19 protein-coding genes are annotated in these 21,147 nt (G+C 67.4%); 13 read left to right on the top strand and 6 right to left on the bottom strand.

What is annotated here, in order from left to right:
* The 5 genes from G6016_RS02435 to G6016_RS02455 form a co-directional block, all read right to left on the bottom strand.
* Nucleotides 1–1,064: homogentisate 1,2-dioxygenase (locus G6016_RS02435; RefSeq protein WP_182631119.1), on the bottom strand; the 1,064-nt coding region annotated here is incomplete at its 3' end.
* The gene (locus G6016_RS02440) at nucleotides 1,061–2,131 is read right to left on the bottom strand and encodes a lipocalin-like domain-containing protein (RefSeq protein ID WP_182631120.1); all 1,071 of its coding nucleotides are present in this window, start codon (nucleotides 2,129–2,131) and stop codon (nucleotides 1,061–1,063) included. The genes G6016_RS02440 and G6016_RS02435, both read right to left, overlap by 4 nt.
* A gap of 86 nt (nucleotides 2,132–2,217) precedes the next feature.
* The gene (locus tag G6016_RS02445) at nucleotides 2,218–3,540 is read right to left on the bottom strand and encodes an oxygenase MpaB family protein (RefSeq protein ID WP_182631121.1); all 1,323 of its coding nucleotides are present in this window, start codon (nucleotides 3,538–3,540) and stop codon (nucleotides 2,218–2,220) included.
* Nucleotides 3,537–4,694 (bottom strand): alpha/beta hydrolase family protein, encoded by a 1,158-nt coding sequence (locus G6016_RS02450; RefSeq protein ID WP_182631122.1) that lies wholly within the window; start codon nucleotides 4,692–4,694, stop codon nucleotides 3,537–3,539. The genes G6016_RS02445 and G6016_RS02450 overlap by 4 nt, the downstream gene beginning before the upstream one ends.
* A 1-nt stretch (nucleotide 4,695) precedes the next feature.
* Entirely contained in the window at nucleotides 4,696–6,618 is a 1,923-nt protein-coding gene (locus tag G6016_RS02455) for a multicopper oxidase family protein (RefSeq protein WP_241729678.1), read from the bottom strand.
* A 52-nt stretch (nucleotides 6,619–6,670) separates the two neighbouring features.
* Between G6016_RS02455 and G6016_RS02460 the strand changes: the two genes are divergently transcribed.
* Both G6016_RS02460 and G6016_RS02465 read left to right on the top strand, forming a co-directional pair.
* Nucleotides 6,671–7,822 carry an alpha/beta fold hydrolase gene (locus G6016_RS02460; RefSeq protein ID WP_182631123.1) on the top strand — a complete coding sequence of 384 codons (1,152 nt, stop codon included), beginning with the start codon at nucleotides 6,671–6,673 and terminating at the stop codon, nucleotides 7,820–7,822.
* Between the two features lie 57 nt (nucleotides 7,823–7,879).
* Nucleotides 7,880–8,470 carry a TetR/AcrR family transcriptional regulator gene (locus tag G6016_RS02465; protein WP_182631124.1) on the top strand — a complete coding sequence of 197 codons (591 nt, stop codon included), beginning with the start codon at nucleotides 7,880–7,882 and terminating at the stop codon, nucleotides 8,468–8,470.
* 38 nt (nucleotides 8,471–8,508) lie between these two features.
* Here the strand turns inward: G6016_RS02465 and G6016_RS17630 are convergent, their stop codons facing one another.
* Nucleotides 8,509–9,492: a diacylglycerol kinase family protein gene (locus tag G6016_RS17630; protein WP_182631125.1), complete on the bottom strand. Its 984-nt coding sequence runs from the start codon at nucleotides 9,490–9,492 to the stop codon at nucleotides 8,509–8,511.
* Nucleotides 9,493–9,837: 345 nt separating this feature from the next.
* On the opposite strand from G6016_RS17630, the gene rplJ reads away from it, so the two are divergent.
* The 11 genes from rplJ (at nucleotide 9,838) to G6016_RS02525 (ending at nucleotide 21,134) form a co-directional block, all read left to right on the top strand.
* On the top strand, nucleotides 9,838–10,350 hold the full coding sequence (gene rplJ / locus G6016_RS02475; protein WP_182631126.1) for a 50S ribosomal protein L10: 513 nt from the start codon (nucleotides 9,838–9,840) through the stop codon (nucleotides 10,348–10,350).
* 60 nt (nucleotides 10,351–10,410) lie between these two features.
* Nucleotides 10,411–10,800 (top strand): 50S ribosomal protein L7/L12, encoded by a 390-nt coding sequence (gene rplL / locus G6016_RS02480; protein ID WP_182631127.1) that lies wholly within the window; start codon nucleotides 10,411–10,413, stop codon nucleotides 10,798–10,800.
* 226 nt (nucleotides 10,801–11,026) lie between these two features.
* Complete coding sequence (locus G6016_RS02485; protein ID WP_182631128.1) at nucleotides 11,027–12,127, top strand: ATP-binding cassette domain-containing protein; 1,101 nt, start codon at nucleotides 11,027–11,029, stop codon at nucleotides 12,125–12,127.
* Between the two features lie 86 nt (nucleotides 12,128–12,213).
* A complete protein-coding gene (locus G6016_RS02490; protein ID WP_182631144.1) occupies nucleotides 12,214–12,987 on the top strand; it encodes an MlaE family ABC transporter permease in 774 nt (257 codons plus the stop codon).
* Nucleotides 12,988–13,845 carry an MlaE family ABC transporter permease gene (locus tag G6016_RS02495; protein WP_182631129.1) on the top strand — a complete coding sequence of 286 codons (858 nt, stop codon included), beginning with the start codon at nucleotides 12,988–12,990 and terminating at the stop codon, nucleotides 13,843–13,845.
* Nucleotides 13,842–15,278 (top strand): MCE family protein, encoded by a 1,437-nt coding sequence (locus G6016_RS02500; RefSeq protein WP_182631130.1) that lies wholly within the window; start codon nucleotides 13,842–13,844, stop codon nucleotides 15,276–15,278. Before G6016_RS02495 ends, G6016_RS02500 begins: the two co-directional genes overlap by 4 nt.
* Complete coding sequence (locus G6016_RS02505) at nucleotides 15,275–16,366, top strand: MCE family protein (RefSeq protein ID WP_182631131.1); 1,092 nt, start codon at nucleotides 15,275–15,277, stop codon at nucleotides 16,364–16,366. Before G6016_RS02500 ends, G6016_RS02505 begins: the two co-directional genes overlap by 4 nt.
* Entirely contained in the window at nucleotides 16,363–17,385 is a 1,023-nt protein-coding gene (locus tag G6016_RS02510; protein WP_182631132.1) for an MCE family protein, read from the top strand. The genes G6016_RS02505 and G6016_RS02510 overlap by 4 nt, the downstream gene beginning before the upstream one ends.
* Nucleotides 17,385–18,611, top strand: a complete 1,227-nt coding sequence (locus tag G6016_RS02515) for an MCE family protein (protein ID WP_182631133.1) — start codon at nucleotides 17,385–17,387, stop codon at nucleotides 18,609–18,611. Before G6016_RS02510 ends, G6016_RS02515 begins: the two co-directional genes overlap by 1 nt.
* A gap of 1 nt (nucleotide 18,612) precedes the next feature.
* On the top strand, nucleotides 18,613–19,893 hold the full coding sequence (locus tag G6016_RS02520; protein ID WP_182631134.1) for an MCE family protein: 1,281 nt from the start codon (nucleotides 18,613–18,615) through the stop codon (nucleotides 19,891–19,893).
* A complete protein-coding gene (locus G6016_RS02525; RefSeq protein ID WP_182631135.1) occupies nucleotides 19,890–21,134 on the top strand; it encodes an MCE family protein in 1,245 nt (414 codons plus the stop codon). The genes G6016_RS02520 and G6016_RS02525 overlap by 4 nt, the downstream gene beginning before the upstream one ends.
* The last annotated feature ends 13 nt before the right edge of the window (nucleotides 21,135–21,147 follow it).

Here is a 21,147-nt window from a genome sequence, read left to right on the forward strand (position 1 = left end):
CCCTCCGCCTTGGAGTCGTGGGAGCCCCGCACGAGCCCCATGAACTCTGACATCTGGTTGCGGTGGAAGTGCGGGGGCCGATAGGTGTCCTCGGCCACCACCCACCGGTCACCGAAGACCGCGAAGTCCATGTTCGGCTGGCCCGGCCGTGGGCCGGGTGAGGTGAGCACGGTGAACACGGACGGGTCCGGGTGGTCCCACAGGGCGGTGTTGAGTGGGCAGAAATCGTCGAGGTCGAAGACGTACGCGGCGTGGTTGCCGTGCCAGGCCACGATGTCGAGCGGGGAGTGGTCCAGCTCGACGGACCACCAGCGGCCGCCGAAGCGCTGCCACAGTTCCACCGGCTCCTCGCGGTCCTCGTACCAGGCCACCGGGTAGCGGAAGTGGCGGGCGTCGGCCAGACCGTTCGCGCCGATCGGTCCCAGCTCCGGCAGGGTGAGCGTGGCGCCGTAGTTCTCCAGCACATATCCGGCCGCGTGGCTGCCGATCAGCTCGACGCGGAACCGCACGCCCCGGTTCACCACGGCGAACTCGCCGGGGGAGACGGTCAGGCGGCCGAACTCGGTGAGCACCAGCAGTGGTCCGGTCTGGGGCACGATGAGCAGTTCGCCGTCCGCGTCCACCATGTAGCGGTCCGTCATGGAGGCGGACGCCGTGTACCAGTGGATCCCCACCCCCGTGCGCTGGGCGACGTCCCCGCAGGTGGCGAACGTGCGGATGCCGTCGAGGAAATCGACTCCGGCGGCGGGCACCGGTGGCGGGTTCCACCGCAGCCGGTTGGGGGAGGTGATCCCGCCGGCCAGCGGCGCGGATTCCCATCCGATCCGCTCGGGGCGCTCGCGGAACGCGGTGTGCGCCACCGACGGCCGGATCCGGTAGCTCCAGCTCCGCCGGTTGACCTCCCGCGGTTCGGTGAACGCGCTGCCGGAGTGCTGCTCGGCGTACAGGCCCAGCGGGGCGTGCTGTGGGGAGTTCTGGCGTTTCGGTAGCGCCCCGGCCTCCGCCTCGGTCTGGTGGTGGCCGGCGAACCCGTGCTGGTAGTCCAGCTGCGGGACCGCGGTCACGAGAGGGCCACCATCTCGTGGAGGGTCTGGCCGGTGTGCTTCTCCTCCTGACCGTCGAGGGTCAGGGTGAGCTCGAAATCCGAGCGGAACCGGAAGTACCCGGGGTGGCCCACGAGCTTCTTGACCAGCTTGTTCAGCGGCGGGCGGCCCGCCACCGGGATGTCGGAGAGCAGGTCGTGGGCGTGGACGATCTCCTTCGGGGTGAGGGTGAGGTCGATCTTGCCGGGCACCTGCAGTCGCAGGAAGGACGGGTAGGACCGGTCGGCGATCGGGTTGAACACCGTGGGGCCCTCGGTGATCTCCACCTCGCCCTCGGACAGCAGGACCTCGCGGCCGCGGGCCACCATGATCGGCTGAGACCAGTGCGAGCCGTAGCGTTCGGTGGTCTCGACCATCGCGTAGATCAGCGAGAGTTCGTCGGTGTAGAGGCGCCCCCAGTACCACTTGGAGATGATGCGCTTCATGTCGCCGACGCCCCAGTTGTGGTCGTGGTAGCCGCGCCCCGACACCTGGTCGGTGGTGCCGTCGACGGTGACGGTGCCCTCGACCCGGGCGCGCGGCGCCCCGACGCACCAGGCGAAGTACTCGCGCTGGGTGTACTTGGTCTGGCCCCTGCCGGGCATCCACGGCGGCACCTCGGCGTGGAAGGTCAGGTCCACGCCGATCCCGTCCTGCTGGGCCTTGACCCGGTAGACGGGCAGCCCGTCGACCACGTCGACCAGCACCGCGCTGTGGTGGGCGATCTGCACGTCGACCTTCTCGGTGGAGACGGTCATCTCGGCATCGGTGTGGTGGCGGTTGGACTCCCGGCGCTTCCCGTCAGGGGTGTAGAGGTGGATCTCCACGCCCGGCTTGCGGCGGACCAGTTCGCGGCTCTGCAGCATCACCACGACGATCCGGCCGTCGTCGAGGTGGGCGTCGAAGTACCAGTGCTCGAAGGCCTGCTTGTCCTTGTCGAGGTGGGCGGCGTTGTCGGCGAGGGTGACCTCGGTGATCTCGCCGTCGCGGCGGCCGGGGCCGTTCCACGCTTCGACGATGTTCAGGGACGGTCCTTGCAGCAGGGTCATCGGTATCTCTTTCTCGGGGCTGGCTGGGGTTCGGGTGGTCTGTTCGGTCGACGATCCAGCGGGTCTGCGGCGCTGGGCTCAGTGGGTCATCGCCGCAGGGCGCCGGAGGCGTCGAAGGCGGCCTCGCGCCCGGCCATCTGGGCCTTGTACCAGTTCTCGCGGTGCCAGCACATGACGCGTTCGTGCAGGCGGCCGAGGGGCGGGACCCGGCGGGCCACCTCGACTGCGGAGATGAGCGGGAACCGAACCACGGGGATGAGCGCCCACGGGAGGGCGGCGGGCATCCGGTAGTTCCGGCGGGTGCCGGGGGCCATGAACAACGCCGAGTAGACACTGTTGATGCGGAAGTTGTAGTGCTCGCGCAGTCGCTGCAGGCCGGTGTGGCCGTCGCGCGGGGCGAAGGCCTTCGGGTAGGACTCGATGAGTTCCCGGCCGTGCTCACCGGAGTCATGGGAGCGCGACAGGATGGTCATCAGCAGCATGCGGACGCTGTCGCCGATCGTCTCCGGGTACCACTTCATGCGAACCCCGAGCAGGTGGCCCATGTACTTCTGGAAGTGGATCAGGGCGCGGATCTCGCGGGGGCTGGTCTGGTAGCCGAGCACCCAGAGCGCGAGTCCCGGGGTGACCGATCCTGCGATGAGCGTGAGGACCATGTAGGTCTGACTGATGGGCAGTCCCCACTTCTCGATGTCCCATTCGCCGTGGGAGGCGACGCGGGAGCGGACGGAGACGTGCATGACCCGCACCTTCATCGCGGTGGCGCGGCCCTGTGAGCCGGGGCGCAGCAGTGCGCCGGGCTCGGAGACGTCGATCCAGAACCGGCAGGTCTCCAGGAAGCGGCGCAGGGCGTTGTCGCCGGCGTAACCACCTGCCAGGGACAGCGGGGTCGCGACAGCGGACTCGGTGTAGATCTCCAGGGTCTCGGCGCCGGCGAAGCTGAAGAGCATGGTGCCCCAGCGGCGCCAGATCGCTGCGCCCTCCTCGATGAGCGCGGGGTCGACCCAGTCGGGCACCGTCTCGAACTCGGCGAACAACTCCCGCATCGAGTCGGGGACGTGTCCGAGCGAGTCGATCCCGTCGGTCAGGGCCTGGTCCAGCATCCGCCGGGTCTCCTTGGGTCCCGTCTCACCGTGGTAGACCTCGTCCACGAACCGCTCGGCCACGGGGTCGCCGGAGAACAGGTCCTCACACACGGCGGCGGCCTGCTCGTCGGTGGGCAGCAGGTCGAAGCCGGTCACCCTGAGCACCGCGGAGCGCAGCTTCTGGAACGTCGGGTTCTCGCGCCCCTCCCAGTAGGCGAAGCGGGTCGGGCAGCGCACCCCCTCGGGTACGGCCGGGCGGTCGGCACGGATGCCCACCGTCCCGTCCACGTCGATGGTCACTGAGTCGGGGTTGGTGCGGGTCATGACTGTCCTCCCTCGTGGCGGGGTGCGTCGGTTGCGGTTGCGGGTGTGGGATCGGCGCCGAGCCGGCGGTCCATCCAGTCGAGGAGGCGGGCGATCACCTGCTCCAGTCCCTCGGGCTGGTCGACCAGGTAGTGGTTGAGGTGGCGCATCTCCACCAGTTCGACGTGCGGATCGGCGGACGCCGCCGCCATGAGCCGGGAGTCCTCGGCGAAGGCGGCCTGGTCGCCGAGCAGGCTCATCACCAGGGTCGGGTCGGTGATGCGGGGCAGGTCGGTGAGCGCGTCGGCCGCGCTGTGCTCGGTGCTCCAGGTGCTGAGCCAGCTGCGGGCGGTGACGAACCGCGCCAGGCCGCCCGCGGCGGTGTTGGCGGCCTCGGGATCCCCGTACATCGAGCCCGCTTCGCGGTCGCTCGGGTCGAGGGTGAGGTCGACGAAGCGCGGGTCGGCGGTGGTGCGGTGGACCACGAAGCCCCGGTCGGACCCGCCTTCGCGGTCGAGTCGCTCCAGGGCTTCCAGGGCCCGACGGTCGATCCGACGCATCCGTTCGGCCTGGGCCTCGCGGTAGCGGGCGACGAAGTCCCGGTCCAGCGGTGCGGTGCGGCCGGGGGCGTAGAGGTCGAGTTCGGGGTCGACGGACCACGGGTCATCCTCGTCGGTGACGGACGGGTCGATCCAGTGGCGTAGTACTCGTGCGCGGCCGGGGTGGGCACCGACGAGCATGACCGCGTCGGCGGCGTCGGGTCCCTCGGCGCGGGACTGGTGGAAGGTGGCCAGTGAGCCGCCGCCGGAGAAGCCGAGCAGAACCACCTCGTCGAAGCCGAGTTCCTCGCGCATCCACCGGATCCCGGTGCCGAGGTCGGAGGCGGCGCGTTCCATCTGCAGCGCCGGTTCGTTGTTGGCGTAGCGCGTGTTGAGGCCCATCGCCGGTTGGCCGGCGCGGGCCAGGGCGGCGAGCAGGAAGTGGCTGAGGAAGTTGGAGGCGGGGTGGCACATCACCACGCCGCGTCGCCGGGACGAGCCCGGTATCTCGACGAGGTTGGCATGCAGTGTCGGGTAGTGGCGTGAGAGCCCGGAGTGCATCTCGATACGGCCGTCTGTTGCCGGCTCGTAGGGGATGCGTTGGAAGGCGTCGGTGGTCTCGGGTGCGGCGGGCATGTCAGGTCACCGTCCTGTAGGGGAGCATCATGTCGTGGTCCTCGTGGTCGAGGATGTGGCAGTGCCACACGTATCCCTGCAGCGTGTCGCTGCGGTGGTGGGCGGCGGGCGGGGCGATGGACCCGATGTAGTCGCCACCGAACCGGTCGATGCCGGGGGCCGCCCCGTGGGGGTCCGGGCCACCGTGGTCGCCGTACGCGACGTCCGCCCCGTGACCGGCCACGTCGCCGGGGAGGGTGACCGCGGCGGGGAACGTGGCGTCGGGGTCGAATCCGAGCTCGTCGGCGGTGGGGAAGTAGATGAGGATCCGGGTGACCGAGTTGGGATCGGCGATCACCGTGTCCTTCATCCCGGCCTCCCACGGTTCGGGCTGACGTACCGGGCCCACCACGTACGGGTCCGGGTCGGGGGTCCACTTGATCCCCGTCGGCGGCTGCGGGTGGTGGGCGGCCATGGCGAGGGTGTTGATGGCCTGCCGTCCGAGGACGCGGAAGTGCACCAGGTGGATGTGGATCGGGTGCGGGTCCGGGGTGGCGTTGACGATGTTCCACATCTCGAGCGAGCCCTGGCGGGGCATCTCGATCTGGTCGGTGGTCCACCGCAGGTTGTTCAGGCTCATCATGGACGGCGGGATCCGCAGGTCGCTGGGCTGGCTGAGCGAGACGTTGCGCACTGCCGAGGGGCGGGCGAGCGGGGCGAGTGCCGCGGGCTGCAGTGCGCCGCCGCGAAGGGTGGCGGGGATGGGGCCGCCGTGGCCGCGGGCGGTGGTGGCGCGGAACCGCATGAGGTTGGGCAGCCGCCGGGCGCCGATCTGGGCGGCCTGGGGCGCGGCGGGTTCGGCGTTGAGCAGTTCCACGGTCTCGCCCGGTTCGAGTGTCGAGAAGTCGACGAGGACGTCCGCGCGTTCGCCGGGCGCGAGGCGGAACCTCTCGACCTTGGCCGGCGCGGGCATGAGGCCGCCCTCCATGCCGATGACCCACATGTCCAGCGGCTTGGACAGGTGCAGGATCCAGTTGGAGAACGAGGCGGCGTTGACCATGCGTAGTCGGTAGAGACCACGGGCGACCTCGGCGGTGGGCCAGATCTTGCCGTTGACCACGCCGACGTCGCCCACGGCGCCGCCCTCCCAGTGGCCCTGCGGGACGATCGGGGTGGAACGCATGGACGCCGAGCCGTCGGCGTTCATGATCTTCTCCTGCATGATCAGCGGGAGTTCGTACTCGCCGGCAGGCAGGCCCAGGGGGTTGTCGGGCAGGCCGGTGTCCCACTGGTCGCGCAGGAGGTAGCCGCCGGCCAGTCCGCCGTAGACGTTGAGCCGTGTGATCGGCATGGCGTGGTCGTGATACCAGAGGCCCGTGGCGTCCTGGCGGTTGTCGAAGTGGTGGACGTGGCCCTGTCCGGGCAGGGAGAGCTGCTCGGGGTGGCCGTCGCTGGCGGGCTCGGTGACGGCGCCGTGGAGGTGGAGTGACGTGGGGACCGTGGTCCGGACGGACTCGTCGAGGCCGTGGAGGCTCGTGTCGATGTCCGCGGCGTGTGGGTGCGCGGTGATCTCGTTGCGGAAGGTCAGGGTGGTCCGGACGCCGCTGTGCGCCTCGATGGTCGGCCCGAGGTAGCCGGCCGTGCCGTACCCGAGGGTCATCGCGGTGGGCAGGTCGCGGTGGAACCGGTGGGAGCCGGTCCGGGCCGCGAGGTCGATCGCCTCGCCGGTGAGGACCTGCGGGCGCGGCAGTTCGTCGACGTACGGCTCGAGGTCGGGGGAGTGGAACAGCAGGGGCGAATCGCCCGATGACCCGAACCCCGGTCCGCCCTCGGCGCGTGTGATCGTCGCGCCGACGATCCCCATCCCCGCGACCCCCGCCGCGGTACCGAGCAGCCGCCGTCGTGTGAGTGCCGGGCCTCGCCGACCTGCGCCGTCACCGTTCATTACGCCTCCAGATCTCTATGACGCGAGTCACAGTACCCTACGGTATGGTTTGGTGGTGATTCTCGGGGAGGTGGCCGGAGGGGGCCGGGAAAAGCCACAAGACGAGGACGACGACGACAACACGGCGCGCAGTCGCCGGAAAGTGAGTGCGGAGATGACGGGAACCGGCCAGGGGCGTCCTGCATGTCCGGTGGAACGATCGGGCGCGGTGGTGCTTCTCGGCTCGGTGCTCATCGCCGTCGCGGCTGCCGTGATTTCGGTGCCGGAGGCGGCCGCACGAGGGGTCGCCCCACGAGAGGTGGCCACACGAGAGGTCGCCCTCCGGGAGGCTGCTCAACGAGAGGCCGCCCCACGAGCGCTGGGGCAAGGGGCGCCGGACTGCGACGGCCCGGGCGTGCTGCTCGTGCACGATCTCGCCGAGACCGTCGACTCCTGGGATCCCCTGGCCGCGGACCTCGAGCGGGCCGGATGGTGTCCGGTCCGGCACGTCTGGGGCAACCCCCGGCCCGGCGACGTCCCGTTGCCTGTCGGTGGTCTCACCGGTGTGGAGTCCGCCGCGATGGATCTGGCCGTGGCCCGGGCCTGGTTGCCGACCGAACCGGATCGAGCAGAGTCCGGTCCCTCCGTCGACGTTCACACTCGGGCCGGTGACGATGTCGTCGTCGTCGCCAAGGGGATGGGCGCACTCGTCGTCCAGCGGGCGCTCCAGCTCGCGACCACCGGCACCGCACCCGATTCCGAACCCGCCCCTGATTCCCGCGCCGCCACCCACCCCGGCCCTGACTCCCGCGCCGCCGACAGGGTCAGCCACCTGATCACCCTGGGGCCGGTGTGGAACGGCACCAACGTGCTCGGGATCGCGGACATCGAGGACCTCAGTCGCGAGCTCGGGACGTTCGAGGCGATCCTGGCCTGGGAGAAGACCTGGATGGACCCGCTCTGCGAGGGCTGCCGCGAGGCCGTGCGGGGCTCGGAGCTACTCGAGACGTTGCACCGCGAGGGAATCCGTAGCCCCGGTGTCGAGTACACGGACATCGCGACCGCCACGGACCTGCTCGTCCACCCGCCGCTCGAACAGTCGCCCCCGCCAGTCGCGCTGCACGTCGTCCCGCCACCGGACGGTGGGCTTCCCGCCTGGCACGGAGAACTCGGCCGCGACCCCGCCTCGCGCGCTCTGGTCCTCGACGTGCTCGAGGCGACGTAAGGTCAACAGGATGACGACTCGACACGGCCACGAGGGCGGACCAGGTGGTGTGTCCACATGACCCAGGGCACCGGATGGACCGCCCGCCCCGCCACTGCCAGGACCGGCCGGCTCTCGGCGGACGATTGGGCCCGGGCGGGCCTGGACCTGCTGATGACGGAGGGGCGTTCGGCGGTCAAGATCAGCCGCCTGTGCGCCCATTTTGGCGTGACCAAGGGCAGTTTCTACTGGCATTTCGACGACTTCGACGCCCTCATGGCCGCGATCGCCAGGCTGTACTTCTCCCAGGAGATGGATTCCGCACGCGGGCTGGTGACGATGGAGGAGATGCCGCCCGATCAGCGACTCGAGACCATGAGCGCGATGCTGGTCGAGTCCCGCGCCTGGGAGGGCGAGGCGGCGATCCGCGAATGGGCTCGCGCGGACGAGACGGTCGCCGAAGCGGTGGGCGAGTTGGATCGACGGATCCTGCGCGTCGTGCACGACGCCTTCGCGGAGCTGGGGTTCTCCGAACGGGAGGCGAGGATCAGGTCCGGCGTGCTCGTCTACGCCGGGATCGGGTTCGTCTACGGGCGATCCGCCCTCCCCGTGCCCAGCGTGGAGGAGATCCACGACGTCCTAGCTCTCCTGCTCAGGCGGGACGACTGACGCAGGTTGGATGTCTGACTCGACTGCGGCTGGCGCGGTCAGAGCGCGACCCGGACCATCAGGCCCCGGTTCTTGATCCGGGCATTGAATTCGGTCACCGTGCCGCAATCCTCGCCATCGATCTGGAACGACGCCGGCTTCTCGAGGATCCGGGCGTGCATTCCCACCCCCTGGCGGAAATCCACCGGCGGATTCCGGCGATACTCCCGCTCCTCGGGCGGAGTGCCCGAACCGCGGATCGACCGAACCCGGTGCCGAACCGTGTGCTGGGCCAGAACGGCTCCGGCCTGGGTCCACTCGAGAACGCCTTTCGCGCGCAGCGCCATGACATCCAGCTGGCCGTCGTCGATCACCGCGGCCGGCAGGAGCACCATGCCGCCCTGGAGCATGCCGCAGTTCGCCACCAGCAGGGTCCGGGCTTTGGCGTAGGTGGACTCGCCGTCGTCGAGCGCGTACTCGACCTTGATCCGGTGCCCCCGCAGCAGCGTGTTGGCGAACGCGCCGACGTACGCCAGCCACCCCACCCGCTTCTTGAGTTGATCGTCTGTGCCGGCGATCATGTCGGCGTCCATGCCCGCCCCGAGCATCACCAGGAACACGTCGTCATGCGTGCGACCGTCGCCGTCCGTGTATCTGACCTCGCCCAGGTCGATGGACCGGGTCCGGCCGCTCATCGCGACGTACAGGGCCCGGTCGACCGCATCCAGCGGGATATCGAGGTTGCGGGCCAACAAGTTGCCGGTTCCCAGGGGGACGACGCCCATGGGGATGGAGCTGCCGATCAGGCCCTGCGCGACGGACCGGATCGTGCCGTCCCCGCCGCAGGCGATCACCAGCCCGACCCCTTCGGCTACGGCGTCGGCCGCCTGCCCGGTCCCCGGATCGGCCTCGGTGGTCTCGTAGAACACGGGGTCGGTCCACCCATGGCGCGAGGCTCGGCTCTCGACACGTCGACGGATCTCGTCGGCGCCTACTTTGATCGGGTTGTAGACGACAGCGACACGGGATGAGGATGGGGCCACTGCACCAATCTGTCAGAATCCGGACCGGCCCGCCATTCCCACGTGCCAGCCGATTTGGTAGGCGCGGCAAGTGCCTCTATTCTGGTCACCGAAGTTTGAATGCCCGACGGACCTGTGTCGCCGGGTGTCTGATCAAGTTTCACCGAAGACCGCAGGTCGCCGCTCCCGCCGGGGGCGGTCGAAGGGTCCGAGAGCGCTCGGACGGCCCGCGCAGGAGAACACCGGTCAGCGTTGGATACAACTGCCGCCCCTCCGGGGTGCGGCCGAGCCTCCACGCCCCGTGCCCCCTGCGCACGGGGCGTTCGTGTTTCTCTCGGGCGAGACGAAGCAGAAAGGAGGCGAAACATGGCAAAGCCCGCCAAGGTCGAGGCCGTTGCGGAGATCAAGGAGCACTTCCAGAGCTCCACGACCGCTGTGGTCACCGAGTACCGCGGACTCTCCGTTCCGCAGGTGACCGAACTGCGTAAGGCACTGGGTGAAGGCGCCACGTACACCGTGGCCAAGAACACCCTGGTCAAGCGCGCGGCAGCGGAAGCCGGCGTCGAGGGTCTCGATGACCTTCTGTCCGGCCCCACCGCCATCGCGTTCGTCACCGGCGAGGTCGTGGATGCCGCCAAGGCGCTCAAGACCTTCGCCAAGGACAACAAGGCGCTCGTCATCAAGGGCGGCATCATGGACGGCGCCCCGCTGTCCGCCACCGACCTTGAGAAGATCGCCGATCTCGAGTCCCGCGAGGTCCTGCTCGCGAAGCTGGCCGGTGCCCTCAAGGGCAACCAGACCAAGGCCGCCGGCCTGTTCAACGCGCCCGCCTCGCAGCTGGCACGTCTGTTCGGCGCCCTCCAGGACAAGAAGAACTGACAAACCCCACACGCTTCCGGGCCGCTTGACGGCGCCGGGACACAACGAAAGGACGCCACCATGGCGAAGCTCAGCAACGACGAGCTCCTCGAGGCCTTCAAGGAGATGACCCTTCTCGAGCTGTCCGAGTTCGTGAAGCTGTTCGAGGAGACCTTCGAGGTCACCGCTGCTGCTCCGGTTGCCGTCGCGGCCGCCGGTGCCCCGGCTGCCGGCGGCGACGCCGGTGCTGCCGAGCAGGACGAGTTCGACGTCGTCCTCGAGTCGGCCGGCGACAAGAAGATCGGCGTGATCAAGGTCGTCCGCGAGATCGTCTCGGGCCTGGGCCTCAAGGAGGCCAAGGACCTCGTCGAGTCCGCTCCCAAGGCTCTGCTGGAGAAGGTCGACAAGGAGGCCGCCGAGGCCGCCAAGACCAAGCTCGAGGAGGCCGGTGCCTCCGTCTCGCTCAAGTGAGCTGACGCACCACCGCTCGTCAGGGGCGGTCCGACAGTATTGTCGGGCCGCCCCTGCGGCATCTCTGGAGCCGGTTCGCCCCCTTCGATGGCGCGATTTGCACCGACCCAGCCGATGCGATCTCGCTTAGTAACGGATCAGATGGGCATGTAACAAAGCACATTCGGCGAGCGGTAGTTTACAGTGACCGTGGCCACAAACGCGGGCTGAAGTGAGGAGTGCTGACGTGGGTGTCGAGGTTTCCGTCGAAGGACTGACCAAGTCTTTCGGCTCACAGAAGATCTGGGAGGACGTTACGTTCACCCTTCCCGAGGGAGAGGTCAGTGCTCTGCTCGGCCCCTCGGGTACAGGTAAGTCGGTCTTTCTCAAGTCGCTGATCGGCCTCCTGAGGCCTGAGCGCGGCAAGATCATCATCGACGGCACCGACATCCTCCAGTGCACCGCCAAGGAGCTCTACGAGGTTCGTAAGCTGTTCGGCGTCCTCTTCCAGGACGGGGCCCTGTTCGGCTCGATGGACCTCTACGACAATGTCGCGTTCCCGCTGCGGGAGCACACGCGCAAGTCGGAGTCCGAGATCCGCAACATCGTCATGGAGAAGCTCGAGCTGACCGGCCTGATGGGGGCCGAGGGCAAGCTCCCCGGCGAGATCTCCGGTGGTATGCGTAAACGCGCCGGCCTCGCGAGAGCGCTCGTGCTGGACCCCGAGATCATCCTCGTCGACGAGCCGGACTCCGGTCTGGACCCGGTTCGTACGACCTATCTCGCGCAGCTCCTCATCGACATCAACGCGCAGATCGATGCCACAATCCTCATCGTGACGCACAACATCAACCTCGCCCGTACGGTCCCGGACAACCTGGGCATGCTCTACCGCAAGCGCCTCGTCATGTTCGGCCCCCGTGAGGTTCTGCTCACCAGCGAGGAACCGTCGGTGCGGCAGTTCCTCCGTGGTTCCAAACTCGGCCCCATCGGCATGTCGGAGGAGAAGGACGACGCCCAGATGCGGGCGGAGCTCGAGCAGGCCGAGGCGGGGCACAACGACGGCTCCCCGGGCGAAGACGAGCTCCGCGGAGTTCCGGCCCAGATGCAGCCCACCCCGGGCGGCCCGGTGCGCCAGGGCGAACTGCGGCGCGAGAAGCGCGTCGCCGAGATGCTCGACACCTTGCCTCCGGAGGCGCAGTCCGCCATCCGCGAGGAGTGGGCCGCCCGCGGTCACGGCAACGGCTCGACCCCCGGTGCGGTCCCCGCGGGAGCGGCCGCCGGGGCCAGTGGAGACTCCGCCTCCGGTGCGGGACTCGACGACCACTATGGTTCTGCGGAGCGCTGAGTCACTTACAAGGACCGGGGGGAGAATAAATGGCGGAGGGTGCAACCCGACAGCCAGAGGAGAAGGTCGGACTCTCCGCCGCTGATATGGGCGGGGGGATACGGACCGCGATCGGCCAGGCCGGTGCGGTGTTCCGACTGTTCCTCGAGGTGCTCAGGGGGATATTCAAGCGGCCGTTCCAGTTCCGCGAGTTCATCGAGCAGTCCTGGTTCATCGCGTCTGTAACGATCCTTCCGTCTGCGCTCGTCGCGATCCCGTTCGGAGCGGTCGTGGCCATGCAGACCGGCTCACTCGTTCAGCAGCTGGGTGCTGAGGCGTACACGGGCGCGACAGGCGTCCTGGCGGTCGTTCAGCAGGGTGCGCCACTGGTGACCTCGCTGCTCATCGCCGGCGCCGCGGGCTCCGCGGTCGCTGCGGACCTCGGTGCCCGCAGCATCCGTGAGGAGCTCGACGCGATGCGCGTGCTCGGCATTGATCCGGTGCAGCGTCTCGTCGTGCCGCGCGTGCTCGGAATGATGCTGGTGGCGGTGCTGCTCAACGGACTCGTCTCGATCGTCGGAATCTCCGGCGGGTACGTGTTCAACATCCTCCTGCAGGGCGGCACCCCAGGCGCCTACCTCATGTCGTTCGGTGCTCTCGCACAGCTGCCGGACTTCATCATGGCGTCGATCAAGGCTCTGGTCTTCGGGTTGATCGCCGGCGTCGTGGCCTCCTATTGCGGCATGAACCCCAAGGGTGGGCCCAAGGGCGTCGGTGACGCCGTCAACCTGGGCGTGGTCGTGACCTTCCTCCTGCTGTTCTTCGCCAACCTGATCCTCACGGCGATGTACCTGCAGATCGTTCCGCCGAAGGGGTCGTAAATGGCGATTCATACCGATGTCGGGCCCGGCCGGGCCAGGCTGCGGGCCCTGGTCCGTGGCCCCATTTCCTCGTTCGACTCGCTGGGCGACCAACTCGCCTTCCACCTACGCGCGATCGGCTGGATTCCGCAGACCCTCGTCCACTACCGTCACGAGGTCCTCCGGCTCATCGCAGAGGTGACCTTCGGCGTCGGCGTGCTCGCCGTTCTCGGCGGCACCATCGGCGTCATCGTCATGATGAGTGGTTTCACCGGCGTCGTCGTCGGTCTGCAGGGCTACGCTGCCCTGGACCAGATCGGCAGCTCGGTCCTCACCGGCTTCCTCTCGGCGTACGTCAACACCCGTGAGGTGGCCCCGGTCGTGGCGGCCCTCGCACTGTCGGCCACCGTCGGATGTGGATTCACCGCTCAGCTGGGCGCCATGCGGATCTCCGAGGAGATCGACGCACTGGAAGTGATGGCGATCCCGAGCGTCCCGTATCTGGTCACCACACGGATCATCGCCGGCTTCATCGCGGTTATCCCGCTCTACGTGGTCGGACTCCTGGCGTCGTATCTGGCGACCCGAGGGGTTAACACGATGGTGCAAGGTCAATCGACGGGCTCATTCGACCACTATTTCCATCTCTTCCTGCCACCTGAAGACGTCATATATTCGTTCATCAAGGTGATCATCTTCGCGTTCGTGCTGGTGATGATCCACTGCTTCTACGGGTTCACCGCCTCCGGCGGTCCCGCGGGAGTCGGTGTCGCCGTGGGCCGCGCGGTCCGGACGACGATCGTCGTGGTGGCCATCCTCAACTTCTTCGTCGGACTCGCCCTCTGGGGCACGACCACGACTGTGCGGGTGGCCGGATGAACGAGATGTCCAAGACCAAGAAGCGACTGCTGGCCACGCTGTTCATCGTCATCGTGGTCGCGTTCGTCGGCGTCACCGTCGCCATCTACAACCGCGCGTTCACCACGTCCGACAGTGTCACGATGTACACCGACGAGATGGCGTTCACCCTTCCGAACGACGCCGATATCAAGGCCAGGGGAGTGCTGGTCGGTCGCGTTGCCGGTGTCCAGCCCGAGGGCGATCAGGTGCGCGTCGACATGGAGTTCGATCCCGCCTACATGGACCAGCTGCCGTCGAACATCACCGGCCGGATGCTGCCCAAGACGCTCTTCGGTGAGCGCTATGTCTCTCTCGGGTTCCCGGATCAGCCGGTCGGCACGTTGGAGGCCGGCACCACGATCGAACAGGACGAGAGGGGTAATGCCACCGAACTCGGCCGCGTTCTCGACGGGCTCCTGCCCGTGCTCGAAGCCGTGCCGCCGGAGAAGCTCGCCGGAACACTCGGTGCCATCAACCAGGCACTGGCCGGTCGCGGTGACGAGATCGGAGCGAGCCTGGTCGACATCGGGCAGGTCTTCGACGGCATTTCCCAGGAGATGCCCGCACTCGAGTCAGGACTTCAGGATTTGGCGACGTTCTCCCAGACCTACGCCGAGGCAGTCCCCGACCTGATCCACGCGCTCGACGCACTCCGCACGACCAGTGACACGGTGATTCAGCGACGCACCGACATCGCTGACGGACTCCAGCGGATCAGTTCAGGATCCGAGGCGGCGACGAGCTTCCTCGCCAACAACCGCGACGACCTGATCGACCTGTCGATCAACTCGCGACGCTCCCTGGAGGCGCTGGCCGAGTACGTGCCGGCACTTCCCTGCACGGTCGAGCACTTCAAGACAGCACTCGGCAGGTCCGATGACATTCTCGGTGTGGGCACACCCAACCCGGGGATCCGCGTGACGATCGAGGTCATCAACCCCAAGGGACGCTACGTTCCGAACCAGGATGAGCCCCGATTCTTCGACACCCGTGGTCCGCGGTGCTACGACCCGGTCCAGGAGCCCTATTACTTCGGTTCGGCGCCCGGCGGTGCGGTGGCCGACGGCTCGTACCAGCCGCCGACCCGCAACCCCGGTCCGGAATTCGTCGCGACCCTGCCCAACCCGCTGCTTGAGGACGGCCCCGTGCCGAGCATGCGCACTCGTGGATCTGTGCCCGAGGCCCCCGGCCGCGCCGTTCCCGAGCAGCCGAACCGGCCGTTCCCGTCAACGGTGACAGCCGGACAGGAGAACGACGCCATGGAGATGGCCTATGCCGGGTCGCCGCTCGAGACCGACACTGTCCGCACGGTCTATGGCATCGCGGCCTCACGTGACGCCGATGAGATCCCCGGCTGGGTCGGCGCCGTAGGCGCCCCCGCACTTCGCGGGACGGAGGTGGCCTTCGGATGAACGCGAAACTCAAGGCACTTTTCCGCGGGGGACTACTCAGCTCGTTCATCAAGCTGACCGTCTTCGTGGTGGTGACGGTCATTCTCAGCATGATCCTCGCGACCACGATCCGCGGTGGTACCCGCGACGAGGGAACTGAGTATTCCGCCATCTTCTCCGACGCCACCATGGTGGAAGAGGGTGACGATGTCCGGATCGCCGGAGTCGTGGTGGGACACGTGACGGGCTTCGAGGTGTACGACCGGGACAAGGCCAAGGTGGACTTCACCCTGTCCGGTGAACGCACACTGCCGGAGAACGTCCACCTCACGTTGCGGTTCCGAAACATGATCGGCCAGCGGTACATGAATATCGCGCGGGTCCCGGGACCGGTCCAGCCGGAGATCCCGGAAGGATCCACGATCCCGATCGACAAGACCACACCGGCCGTCGATCTGACCGCGCTGTTCAACGGATTCCGCCCGCTGTTCACCACGTTGCAGCCGGAAGACGTCAATCAGTTGGCGGACTCCCTGGTCAAGGTGCTCCAGGGCGAGGGTGGAACCGTCACCAGCCTGGTCCAGCAGACCGCGCAGCTGACCAACCACCTCGCTGACCGCGACCAGGTGATCGGTGAGGTCATCGACAACCTCACCCAGGTGCTGCAGACGATCAATGAACGGGACGTCCAGTTCCAGCAACTCGTGGTGACGACCCGGCAACTGGTCGAGGGACTCGCCCAGGAACGTGACGCGGTCGGCAGTTCGATCGAGTCGATGGCCGATCTCACCTCGGCCGCGGAGAACATCGTCGTCGCGACCAGGCCGAGCGTCACGGAGTCCCTCGATCACCTCAAGAAGGTGACCGATGACTTCAATGCCAACGAGTCCAAGGTGAGCGAAGTCCTGCACAACATGCCGGTCAAGACCGACAACCTCATTCGAATGGGTTCGTTCGGGTCCTGGTTCCAGTTCTATCTGTGTGGCGCCGACATCGTCTCCGGCCCGGGCAACAACGTGCCGAACCTGCTGCCAACCGGCGGTCCCACCGTCAACCACGTCCTGTACACGAACTCCGCACCTCGGTGCCATGAAGGGGGGATCCCGTGAGTAAGAAAAAGGCAGGGGAACCCCGGTTCTCCAACGCACTGATCGGTGCCGTCGGCATCGTGGTGATCCTCGCCCTGACCATCGGGTCGTTCATGCTCGACGCGATACCGATCGTGGGTGCCGGACCTAAATACAAGGCCTACTTCTCGGAAGCGGCCGGCCTCAGCGACGGCAACGAGGTCCGTGTCGCCGGGGTGAAGGTCGGCGTGGTCACCGAAGTGGAGCTCGACGGTGACAAGGTCGCCGTCGGGTTCCGCGCCAAGGACGTGTGGCTCGGCGACGACACCCGGGCCAGCATCCAGATCAAGTCTGTGCTCGGCCAGAAGTTCCTCGCACTGACACCCGCGGGCAACAACGAGCTGGACCGCGATGACCCCATTCCGCTCGAGCGGACCGTGGCCCCGTACGACGTCGTGACCGCGTTCTCCTCGGCAGCCGAGACCCTCGACGAGATCGACGATGCCAAACTCGCAGAGAGCCTCGACACCCTCACCGATGCGATGGAAGCCTCGCCCGAGGAATTCCGCAGCGCCGTTGACGGGGTCAGCCGACTCTCGCAGACCATTTCCAGTCGCGACGAGGAACTGCGACAGCTTCTCGAGGCCACCCGGACGAGCTCCGAGATCCTGGCGGAACGCAATGACGACTTCCGTCGCCTCATCACGGGAACCGGCCAGCTGCTCGGCGAGCTCAACGCACGTTCGGAGAGCCTCAAGCTCGTCCTGGCCGCCACTCGCGGACTGTCCGCTGAGCTCCGGATCCTCGTGGCCGAGAACGAGGCAGAGTTCGGACCGACACTGGACAGTCTTGATTCGACGCTGAGAATCCTCACCGACCACGAAGAACAACTGAAGAAGTCGATCCACAATCTCGCCCCGTTCTACCGGCTGTACGCCAACATGCTGGGCACGGGCCGGTGGTTCGACTCCGTGGTTACCAACCTGCTTCCGCCTGGCGCGCCTGAGCCGCCCTTCTACCCGGGTGCCCGTACCCCCGCACGACTGAGTGGGATCAACTGATGCACAAGAAGCTTCCTTACTGGCTACTGGCACTGATCCTCGTCGTCGTCGTCGCCATCGTCTCGGTCATCTACGTCGCGGTGACGCGCATGGGTCGGACCACCATCACGGCGACCTTCCCGTCGGCCGTCGGTATCTCCAAGGGCACCGACGTGCGGATCCTCGGCGTGACCGTCGGATCCGTCGACGAGGTCACCCCGATGGGCGACACCGTCGAGGTGAAGTTGCACGTCGACCGCGGGATCGAGATCCCCGCCGACGCCAAGGCCGTCCAGGTCACCCCGTCGGTCATCCCCGACCGCACGGTCCAGATCGTCCCGGCCTACTCCGGCGGTCCGAAAATGGAATCCGGCGCGCACATTCCGCTCGATCGCACCGCGACACCTGTCGAGGTCGACAAGCTGTACTCGTCGGTTCAGGAACTCACCGAGGCCCTCGGGCCGGACGGCGCCAACAAGGACGGTTCACTGGACCGTTTCCTGGCCTCGTCCGCAGACACGCTCGGAGAAAACGGTGCGGCGCTCGGACGCTCGATCGACGAGCTGTCCACGGCCGCCACCACCCTCGCCGATTCCAGTCAGGACATCAGCGAGACGGTGGTCAACCTTCAGTCCTTCGTCACCATGCTGGCGGAGAACGACGCCCAGGTCCGGAACTTCAACTCGCAGATGGCGACGTTCAACGCGACCGTGGCCGGACAGCGTGAGAACCTGCAGGGCGCGCTCGCGGAACTGAGCTACGCGCTCGCCGACGTCGCGCGGCTCGTGCGTGACAATCAGGACGTGATCAGGAGCAACGCCGATCGACTGGCCACCATCAGCCAGATCACGGCGGACCAGCGTGAGGACATCGAGGAGATCCTCCTCACCGCACCGCTGGCGCTGGCCAACCTCATCAACGCCTACGACTCCGAGTCCGGCACCCTGTCGATGCGCGCGAACATTCTGGAGAAGCAGAATCCCGCCGGCCTCCTGTGCACGCTCATGAAGCTGGGCCGGCTGAATCCGGGCAATGAGATGTTCCACGAGCTCGACAACCTCCGTCGCGCCGACATCGAGGCATGTGAGGCACTCGCGCCGGAGCGCAATGCGCAGCTTCGGGCGGACAATCCAGACTTGCCGATGGGAATCCTCCAGGGGGAGTTGAAGCAGTCCATCCCGGTGCCCGGAACAGTCCCGGGGATCAAGGGCTGGCCCATGACCCCGGCGTCCGAAGGGGGCCAGTGAGATGAGTCAGCTCCGAAATTCCGACCGCGATAGCGGGGGACCCGGCGTCGTGGGACGTCTCGGCCGAACGGTGGGCGCGACCGCACTCGTGGCCGCGATGGCTGCCGGCTGTTCCATGAATCTCGAGGACTACACCCTTCCGGGCGGTGCCGATGTGGGGGACAACCCCATGAACGTCGCCATCCAATTCGATGACGTGCTGGACCTCGTCCTGCAGTCCTCGGTGAAGGTCAACGGTCTCGATGCGGGCCGGGTCACCGGCATCGCGCTCGCCGAGGACGGATGGACAGCGCAGGTCGAGGTGGTGATCAACGACGACGTCGACCTTCCGGAGAACGTGGAGGCGTCGATCCAGCAGACCAACCTGCTCGGTGAGAAGTTCGTCCAGCTCACCCCGCCGGAGGACGAGGAGCCGGTTGGCCAACTCGAGTCAGGCGACGTCATCCGAACCTCCAATACGCGCACGGCCACCGACATCGAGCAGGTTCTCGGGGCCCTGTCACTCCTGCTCAACGGCGGTGGCGTCGACCAGCTCCAGCCGATCGTCGAAGAGATGCGACTGCTGACAGAAGGCCGAGAGGAAGGCCTCACCGAGTCCCTCCGCTCCGCCGAGGAGCTCATCGCCGGGCTCAACCGTCAGCGGGACAGCATCACCACCGCGATCGAGGGCGTGAACCTCATGTCCGCCCGGGCGAATGACCAGCGTGCCCAGATCCAGGCGGCACTCGACGAGTTGCCCGCCGGTGTGGCCGTTCTCGAAGAGCAGCGTCCGCAGTTCGTGGAGATGCTTCGTAAGGTCGACGCGCTGGGCCAGGTCGGCTCCGACATCTTGCTGGAGAGTCGTGAGGATCTGATCGCCGACCTGCGAGCACTGCGTCCGGTGCTGCAGTACCTCGCCAGGTCCACACCCGACCTGATCGAGTTGACCGGATTCGTCCCGACGTTCCCGTTCCCGGACGCGTCGATCGAGTCGACGGTCGGCAGCGCAGCCAACGTGTTCTTGTCGGTCGACGCCACGATCTCCGAAACGCTCCGCAATCTCGGCGCGAACCAGGGCAATCCGGTTCCGGTCTACCCGACCACCACCAGTGGTCCGTACAACGTCAATCCCGGAAACCCCTGGATCGGCGATAACGGGCCGGACCGGCGCACGACCATCGTGCTGCCGCTGCTCCCGGTCCCGCCGATCATGGACCGAGCAGTCGACCCCCCAGAAGCGCCCGGTACCTCGGAGTTCTCCGAGAACTACCTGCCCGAACCAGGGGAGCCCGGATACCTGTGACCAAGACACTGAGAACCCAGCTCATCGTTTTCCTGGTGATCGCCGCGGTCGGCATCACCTACGTGGGAGCCAACTACGTCCGGTTGCCCTCGCTGTTCGGGATCGGGCAGTACAAGGTTTATCTCGACCTGCCCGACACCGGTGGAGTGTTCACCAACGCAGCCGTGAACTACCGGGGCACCCCGGTCGGCCGGATCGGGGAGCTGTCACTGACCGACGACGGCGTGCGGGTCGAGTTGGACCTGGATTCCAGTGCGCCCGACATCCCGGCCGACACCGTCGCCGTCGTAGCCAACCGCTCTGCCATCGGTGAGCAGTACGTCGACCTGCGCCCCAACAGCCTGTCGGAGCCGTACCTCAAGGAGGGCGACGTCATCGCCGCCGGGGACGAGGCGCTCCCGGTCCGAGTCGAGGACCTGCTGCTGTCGGTGGACGAGCTCTCCCGATCGGTTCCGCTCGACGACCTCGAGGTCACCGTCGACGAGTTGGGCAAGGCGTTCGAGGGGCGGGGCCCACAGCTCCAGCGCCTGTCGGACTCGCTGATCCGGATCTCCGATTCCGGCATCCGCACGATGCCGCAGCTCCAGGCGCTCATCCGTGATGGTGCGACGGTGCTGGACACCCAGGCGGACCAGTCCGGCGAGATCATGAGCTTCTCGCGCGACCTGCGCGTCGTCACCGAGGCACTCCGCGACTCCGACTCGGACATCGAGCGACTCATCACCACGGCACCGGAGTTCGCGGACGAGACGCGGTACCTGATCGAGAACTCGGGTGAACCATTGACCCGAGCGGTGTCCAACCTGTCCGACACCATGATGACGGTGGATCCGCTCGCACCGTCCTTCAAGGTGCTGCTCCAGCTGTTGCCCGCCCTGGCCGCCGGCGGACTGTCCGTCGCCCCGGGGGACGGGACGATCCACTTCGGACTCGTGCTCGAGATGGACAACCCGACGCCCTGCACCATGGGGTACGAGGGCACCCAGGAGATCATCGACCAGATCAAGGCCACGGACCCCGCGTTCGATCCGCAGGAGCAGAACTTCCCGCCCAACTACGACGCGCACTGCACCGTACCGTTCGGTAGCCCCACCACCGTGCGTGGCGCCGAGCGTGTCGAATACGCCTACCCGGGCGTCGAGCAGCCCTGGGACACCAAGCCCAAGGTCGACCCGGACCGCCTCAATCTGTCGGTGGCTGCCGAGCAGCTCGCGGTACTGCAGGGATTGATTCCCCGGTGACGCGGCGACCGGC

It is taken from the genome of Dietzia aerolata (assembly GCF_014144865.1).
In the GTDB taxonomy this organism is placed as follows: domain Bacteria; phylum Actinomycetota; class Actinomycetes; order Mycobacteriales; family Mycobacteriaceae; genus Dietzia; species Dietzia aerolata.

Coding starts and splice junctions, on each gene's coding strand:
- G6016_RS02495 (WP_182631129.1), top strand. CDS start 12,988: ATGGCGATTCATACCGATGTCGGGCCCGGCCGGGCCAGGCTGCGGGCC.
- rplJ (WP_182631126.1), top strand. CDS start 9,838: ATGGCAAAGCCCGCCAAGGTCGAGGCCGTTGCGGAGATCAAGGAGCAC.
- G6016_RS02500 (WP_182631130.1), top strand. CDS start 13,842: ATGAACGAGATGTCCAAGACCAAGAAGCGACTGCTGGCCACGCTGTTC.
- G6016_RS02505 (WP_182631131.1), top strand. CDS start 15,275: ATGAACGCGAAACTCAAGGCACTTTTCCGCGGGGGACTACTCAGCTCG.
- G6016_RS02455 (WP_241729678.1), bottom strand. CDS start 6,618: ATGAACGGTGACGGCGCAGGTCGGCGAGGCCCGGCACTCACACGACGG.
- G6016_RS02450 (WP_182631122.1), bottom strand. CDS start 4,694: ATGCCCGCCGCACCCGAGACCACCGACGCCTTCCAACGCATCCCCTAC.
- G6016_RS02520 (WP_182631134.1), top strand. CDS start 18,613: ATGAGTCAGCTCCGAAATTCCGACCGCGATAGCGGGGGACCCGGCGTC.
- G6016_RS02515 (WP_182631133.1), top strand. CDS start 17,385: ATGCACAAGAAGCTTCCTTACTGGCTACTGGCACTGATCCTCGTCGTC.
- G6016_RS02465 (WP_182631124.1), top strand. CDS start 7,880: ATGACCCAGGGCACCGGATGGACCGCCCGCCCCGCCACTGCCAGGACC.
- G6016_RS02445 (WP_182631121.1), bottom strand. CDS start 3,540: ATGACCCGCACCAACCCCGACTCAGTGACCATCGACGTGGACGGGACG.
- G6016_RS02490 (WP_182631144.1), top strand. CDS start 12,214: ATGGGCGGGGGGATACGGACCGCGATCGGCCAGGCCGGTGCGGTGTTC.
- G6016_RS02440 (WP_182631120.1), bottom strand. CDS start 2,131: ATGACCCTGCTGCAAGGACCGTCCCTGAACATCGTCGAAGCGTGGAAC.
- rplL (WP_182631127.1), top strand. CDS start 10,411: ATGGCGAAGCTCAGCAACGACGAGCTCCTCGAGGCCTTCAAGGAGATG.